The sequence below is a fragment of the Streptomyces spongiae genome, assembly GCF_009377185.1.
GTDB lineage: Bacteria > Actinomycetota > Actinomycetes > Streptomycetales > Streptomycetaceae > Streptomyces > Streptomyces spongiae.
Genome location: NZ_VJZC01000618.1, coordinates 1 through 5,723 on the forward strand (window position 1 = coordinate 1; position 5,723 = coordinate 5,723).

General features: G+C 67.3%; 8 protein-coding genes. 6 read left to right on the forward strand and 2 right to left on the reverse strand.

Annotated features, from left to right (window positions below; translation table 11 throughout):
• The first annotated feature begins 704 nt into the window (after positions 1-704).
• Together FNH08_RS43015 and FNH08_RS43020 are read left to right on the forward strand one after the other, a co-directional pair.
• Complete coding sequence (locus FNH08_RS43015; RefSeq protein ID WP_322726379.1) at positions 705-1,142, forward strand: GntR family transcriptional regulator; 438 nt, start codon at positions 705-707, stop codon at positions 1,140-1,142.
• Between the two features lie 11 nt (positions 1,143-1,153).
• A complete protein-coding gene (locus FNH08_RS43020) occupies positions 1,154-1,723 on the forward strand; it encodes an HD domain-containing protein (RefSeq protein ID WP_152776949.1) in 570 nt (189 codons plus the stop codon).
• On the opposite strand, the gene FNH08_RS43025 is transcribed toward FNH08_RS43020, so the two are convergent.
• Entirely contained in the window at positions 1,711-2,184 is a 474-nt protein-coding gene (locus FNH08_RS43025) for an NUDIX domain-containing protein (RefSeq protein ID WP_152776950.1), read from the reverse strand. The genes FNH08_RS43020 and FNH08_RS43025 overlap by 13 nt on opposite strands.
• Entirely contained in the window at positions 2,184-2,951 is a 768-nt protein-coding gene (locus FNH08_RS43030; RefSeq protein ID WP_322726380.1) for a helix-turn-helix domain-containing protein, read from the reverse strand. Before FNH08_RS43030 ends, FNH08_RS43025 begins: the two co-directional genes overlap by 1 nt.
• 717 nt (positions 2,952-3,668) lie before the next feature.
• On the opposite strand from FNH08_RS43030, the gene FNH08_RS43035 reads away from it, so the two are divergent.
• The 4 genes from FNH08_RS43035 to FNH08_RS43050 form a co-directional block, all read left to right on the forward strand.
• The gene (locus tag FNH08_RS43035) at positions 3,669-3,962 is read left to right on the forward strand and encodes a hypothetical protein (protein ID WP_152776951.1); all 294 of its coding nucleotides are present in this window, start codon (positions 3,669-3,671) and stop codon (positions 3,960-3,962) included.
• Positions 3,959-4,291 (forward strand): hypothetical protein, encoded by a 333-nt coding sequence (locus FNH08_RS43040; protein ID WP_152776952.1) that lies wholly within the window; start codon positions 3,959-3,961, stop codon positions 4,289-4,291. Before FNH08_RS43035 ends, FNH08_RS43040 begins: the two co-directional genes overlap by 4 nt.
• Complete coding sequence (locus tag FNH08_RS43045; RefSeq protein ID WP_152776953.1) at positions 4,291-4,671, forward strand: RRQRL motif-containing zinc-binding protein; 381 nt, start codon at positions 4,291-4,293, stop codon at positions 4,669-4,671. Before FNH08_RS43040 ends, FNH08_RS43045 begins: the two co-directional genes overlap by 1 nt.
• Before the next feature lie 22 nt (positions 4,672-4,693).
• Positions 4,694-5,723, forward strand: a 1,030-nt coding sequence (locus tag FNH08_RS43050; RefSeq protein WP_152776954.1) for a hypothetical protein, incomplete at its 3' end; no start/stop codon positions are given.

Consider the following 5,723-nt stretch of genomic DNA (forward strand, 5'->3'; position numbering starts at 1 on the left):
AGCCTGGATCGGCCGAGACCGCCCCCACCCCCTCTTTTTTGCTTTCTGCGCATGGTGTGAGGGATGTAATGGGATCGAGACTCCGCCCCGAGATCGCACCTGGAATTCCTCCAGTTTGGTTACATCTCTTACGGGGCATCCACAGAGTGTTCACTGACGCAAACTATCGGCGGGCCGACAGTAGACCGGTCAGTACTCCGGTCAGTACTCCGGTCAGTACTCCGGCCAGGTTTCGCGATCTTGCGTCAGGCCCCGACTGGGGATGGGTACGGCCACCGAGTGATCATCGGTGCTGTGTGGAGTGGGGCCCGGGAAACGAGTCAGGGGCCCGACCCGCTCTCGCGGATCAGGCCCCTGACCTGGTACTTCACTGTCGGGGTGGCGGGATTTGAACCCACGACCTCTTCGTCCCGAATAACGTGCGGAAAGATCGCTGACCAGGGCCGTTGGGCATACGGGCAGGTCAGAGCCTTGGTGTGCGTTGGTTGGCGTGGGCGCGGCGCGGCATCATTTCCTTGATCCACTCCCCGTTCACTCCCCAGGGTCGCCCTCACGTGCTGCCGTGAGACGCCCAACGTGGCCCCTCACTGCCTCACTCAGCGACGGGGCGGCCGAACAGCACACCCAGCAGCGACCTCACGCGAGTGCCGTCAGGTCGTGGGACCCTTGCCATCGGGCGATGGAGTGATGCGAGAGGAGCCGAAGTGTCGGAGGCCAGTCCGCGCGGAACCTACCTGGTCATTGCGGAGGCACTACGGAAAGAGATCAAAGAGGGCGAGCCCTTGCCATCGGAAGCGGCCCTCATGCGTTCGCACAGCGTCTCCCGCAACACCATCCGTCGCGCGCTCAAGGTTCTCGAAGCCGACGGCGTTGTCGAGTCTGAGCCTGGGATCGGATGGCGCCCCGCTCGGAGCGGTGATCGGAGATCCCTCGATCAGCGGATGATCGACCTGATCACGGAAGATTCTCTGTCCGTGGGTGACGCGTACCCGTCAGAGGCGAAGCTGTGTGAGCGGTTCGGCGCTTCCCGGACCGCGGTGCGGCGCGTCCTGGCACAGATGGAAGGGCACGGCTTGCTCGCCACCGTGCACGGCAGGGGGCGCACCGTACGTGCTCTCCCGACTCACGCCGCGCAACCGTAGTCTTAGCCGCCATGGGACTTACTGAGTGGGCGTACTCGCTCTCCGAAGCGATGCTGTCCGAACCGCTGCCGCGCCGGTGGGCGCACTCCCTCGGGGTCGCCAAGCGCGCCCGCTCCTTGAGCCCGATCCTGGGTGACGATGCGGACCTGTTGGAGGCCGCCGCCGTCCTGCATGACGTGGGGTACTCGCCATCCATCGCCACTACTGGCTTTCACCCGCTGGACGGCGCGCGGTTCCTCCGGCACCAGGAAGGGGCGGACGAACGAGTCGTTCGTCTCGTTGCGCATCACTCCTGCGCTCTCCTGGAAGCCGAGGAACGCGGGATGCGGCCGGAGCTTGAGGGGGAGTTCCAGCTAGAGCGTCCGGAACTCGTGGACGCGCTGATCTACTGCGACATGACGACAACGCCGGATGGAACGCACACCACGCCGGCGGAACGGCTGGACGAGATCGTGCAACGGTACGGCCCGGACACGATCGTGGGGCGATTCATTCAACGTGCCACCCCTGAAATCCATGGAGCCGCTGAGCGCGTTGAGGGGCGCTTGACGCGAGCCTCCACCGCCGATCAGCCGATGTAGGGCGCCTCCTGCGATTCGTCCAGCCCGTGCCGGATGCGCAGCAACATCGAGGGGTGGATGTCCAGTCCATCAAGGTCCGCTGGGTTGACCCAGCGGACCTCTTTCGATTCGCTGCTCGTGCGCAGGGAACCGCCGACGGGATGGGCCCGGAAGCAGATGGAGAACTGTTGCCGGACCTCTCCGTCGTCGTAGGCCATCACGTGCTCAGGGTCGGTGTAGAGACCGACGATGTTGTCGATCTCGACCTGAACGCCCGTCTCTTCTAGGACCTCTCGAACGGCAGTGTCGCCGATGCGTTCACCGATGTCGTGGCCGCCGCCGGGCAGGGCCCACAGATCATTGTCGGTCTTGTGGATGAGTAGAAGTCGTCCCGAGTCGTCCCGGACGACCGCCGTGACCGACGGCACCACCGAGTTGGCCTTTGGGGCGCCAGGCTCGCGGAAGTAGTCGATGCGGCTCATCAGGGCGTGCCTTCCCACTCGGCCGGCGAGGAGATCGGCCGGGCTGATTCCCAGACCTTCTCAACGCTCTCAGCGTAGGCGTCGAAGAGCTCCCCGCCGGGCACGCGTTGCAGATGCAGTACAGGGGCCATGTAGGCGCCGACGCCGTAGAGGTGCCCGTTTGCCAGCATCTCGTCGTCGGACCGGTAGATCGAGTTGTAGAGGGTCGTACTGTGCAGCCGGAACTCCACCCCGGGGAGGCCGAAGAGTGGGCCGTAGTTGACGAGAGCGTTCCTGATCTTGCCTGCCATCGCAGCGCCGATCCCTTCGTCCTCGCCGCGCACCGCCACGGCGGGTGACGCGGGCTCTCCCAGCATGAAGCGGATGGGTACTCCGTCGGCTGACTTCTCCTTCACGATCCGGTGGAATGTCGCGTCTTCTGTGAGCCAGAACCCGGAGTACACCAACAGGTCGAACTGGCGGGTCGCCTTGGAATAGAGGCTCGTCCAAAGGGTCTGCATCACGACGGACCGGTGTGGATAGAGCCTGACCAACTCCGCGTTGCCAGAGGCCGTGACCTCGGCTGACGTGCGCTCATCCGGCCACAGGTACGACACTTCGCACCTCAACAGCGAAGCTGTCGCGTACTGGAAGCGACGGTATGGCTTGCGCTCAGGCTCGTTGATCCAGCGTTCGACTGTCTTGGGCGCAACCCCGAGCCGCGCAGCGACCTCATCGAGCGTCAGGCCCAAGTCCACGATTGCGCCGCGCAGTCGCTCGTTCGCCACGACAACCTCTCCCTAACTGGGACGACTTGGTTCGACTTCACGCTAGCTAAGGACGACCCAAGTCGTACAGACACGAAGTCGAGCGTCGTCGATGTCGGCGCCAGTCTGTAGGTACATCGCGGCGAGGGGCTCGCCGAACTCCACAAAGCCAACGGGCTTGACGAGACGAATCCCTCTCTGCATGATGAGGAACACGTACTACATGTTCCTCACGCTCGCATCGCGTGAGCGAACCCAGCGAGCAGACGAGGAGGGCCCCGTCGGACCTGCTTACACGCGGTTCGAGCGGTAGGGGAGACGTAGAAGTCCGTCGTCTTCACGGATCGATCGGTGTCATCGGCTAAGCCGTTGGTCTGACCCTCGGGCGTGGACCCAGGGACCGGATCGCGGGGACCCCGTTGATTGGGCCGCACCCAGCCCATGGCATCCAGGGAGCAACCACTCAGCGAGTAGCGACTGAGTGGCGCGGTGACCGCGCGCCGTCCAAGGGAGGCGGAGCAAGGCACGTACGGAGCCGCGAGACGACGGTGACGGGTTTTCCCGTCACTCGTCATGCGGGCAGGGCGCCGGCGTCACGTCGGTGGCCTGCCCGTTTGATGAGGACTTTCTCAGGTCCCACCCGCGCCGCTTCCGGTGCGGTTCCTTTCCCACGGCCGCGCGCCCCGTAGAGGCACCTCCGGGCGCGTTCGGGCCGTTCCACTGTGAGGAGAGACTTCCATGAAGTGCATCGTTGCCGGTCATCAGGCCGTCACCGAGGCGGAGTTCGCGGAACTCGCGCTCGGCACCCCGGTTGAGCTGTGGCTCGGGGTGGAGGGCGAGAGCGACGAGGAGCGCGCGGCGCGGTTGGACGCGGCGCGTGACATCCTCGCCGACCCCGAGTTCGGTAGCCTCGCCGACGACCTGATCCGCCTGGCCGCGCGGGTGGTCGACGACCACCCGGACCTGTTCAACGTCATTCCGCTGGTCCGCCCCGCCCGCCGCCGTCCGGTACGCCGGGGGGTCGCGGCATGAGCGAGGGTCTGACGCTGGACGACCTGGCCGTGTCGCTGCGGGCGCTGCGCCTGCTGGCCGCAGACTTCGGGCACCTGCCGGCGCCGATGGTGGACGTCTCCACCATCTGGCCGGACCGGTTGAAGCTGGCTTTCCACTACGACCTGGCCGACTTCGAGGCGTGGCGCGAAGCGCTCGGCATCGCTGCGGACACCGTGGACCACGGCACGCAGGGTGTGGGCGACCGTACGCGTGTGCTGAAGACGTCCGTCGAGTACGCGGGCGCCATGGTGGAGCTGGTGGCCTACGCCGACATGCCCGACCCGGCACCGAGCGGAGCGGCAGCCTGATGCCCACCGCCTACGCCAAGTGCTACGACCCCACCGGCGCCCGCTACGGCATCCCCACCTACCCCTGGCACATGGCCCCGGACGGTCTGTTCACCCGCCGACAGCTCCGTGCCAAGGGCTTACGGCCCGGCGGTCAACCGATCGCCGCGCAGGTGATGCGCTACAACCGCCACCACGGCTTCCGGGTGGCCTACTTCTACCGCGAGGACCTGGCCAAGCCGGTCCGTCCGATGACCTCGCGCAAGTGGGGCGCGCTCGCTTTGGCGATGCTCGCCCGCCGTACCTGCCCGCGCTGCGAACTGGACGTCGGGTACTGCATCCCGCGCTCCTACGGCATCTGCGGACTGTGCATCGCCGCCGAGGAACAGCGCGCCGCCTAACCCCTTCGAACAGGGAGTTCCCATGAACGACACCCCCGACCGGCCCCTCACGCGGGGCCAGGGACTCGTGTTGGGTGCCGCCGCACTGCCCATGGTCGCCTTTGGCGGCATGGGCGCGTGGGGCACCTACAGCAACATCACATCCGTCTTCCACCGCTCCGCTACCGCGCTCGGTGTGGTCGCCGCAGGCGAGGGCGCGACCCTCGTTCTGGCGCTGGTCCTGGTGGGTCTGACCATGCTGGGACAGTCCGCCCCGGCGGCCGTGCGGGTCGGGTTGTGGACGCTGCCCGCGGTGGCCTCCCTGACCGGCGCGGCCGTCGCTAAGACCGTGACGGAGGCGGTGGTGTTCGCCGTCACGCCGATGGCCATGTGCGTTTCGGCTGAGGGCATGGGCCTGCTGGCCCGCCGCATCGTGGTCTACCGCACTGGGGTCGACGCGGAAGCGCAGCGGCGCAACGCGACGGTCATGCAGCGGCTCGCCTACCACCGCGCCCGCGCCGCGAACCACCCCGACGAGAAGGCGCGCCAGGCGTCGGAGCTGAAGTCGTGGAAGCTCGCTGAGCGCGTCGGTACCGGTGACGCGCAGCTCGGGGTGCACCTGGTCGACGTGCAGCGGGAGCGGATGACGGCCGGTGCGGACGCGGCCCTTGCGGGCATGTTCGCCCTGCCCGTCACGGCCGTGACGGCCCCGGCCGTCGAGACCGCGACGCCCCCGGAACTGCCCGCCGCTGAGGGTCCGGCCGTCACGGGCGTCACGCCCTCCGTGACGGAGGAAGACACGCAGGTCACGGACGAATCCGGGACCATCGAGCCGGAAGCCGTCACGCCCGACACGGACCCCGTCACACCCCCCGTGACGCTGGAGGAAATCGCCGCCGTCGCCGGTGTCCCGGTCCCCGTGACGGGTGAGCCGCTGACGGACGCTCAGCTCGTCGTCGTGCTGCGGCACCTGCGCTACAGCGACGACCCGCCGCTGTCCTACCGCCAGGCCGTCGCCGCGTTCCGCGAGGGCGGGTTCGTCGGCGGGGAACAGCGGGTGCGCAAGGCGTGGG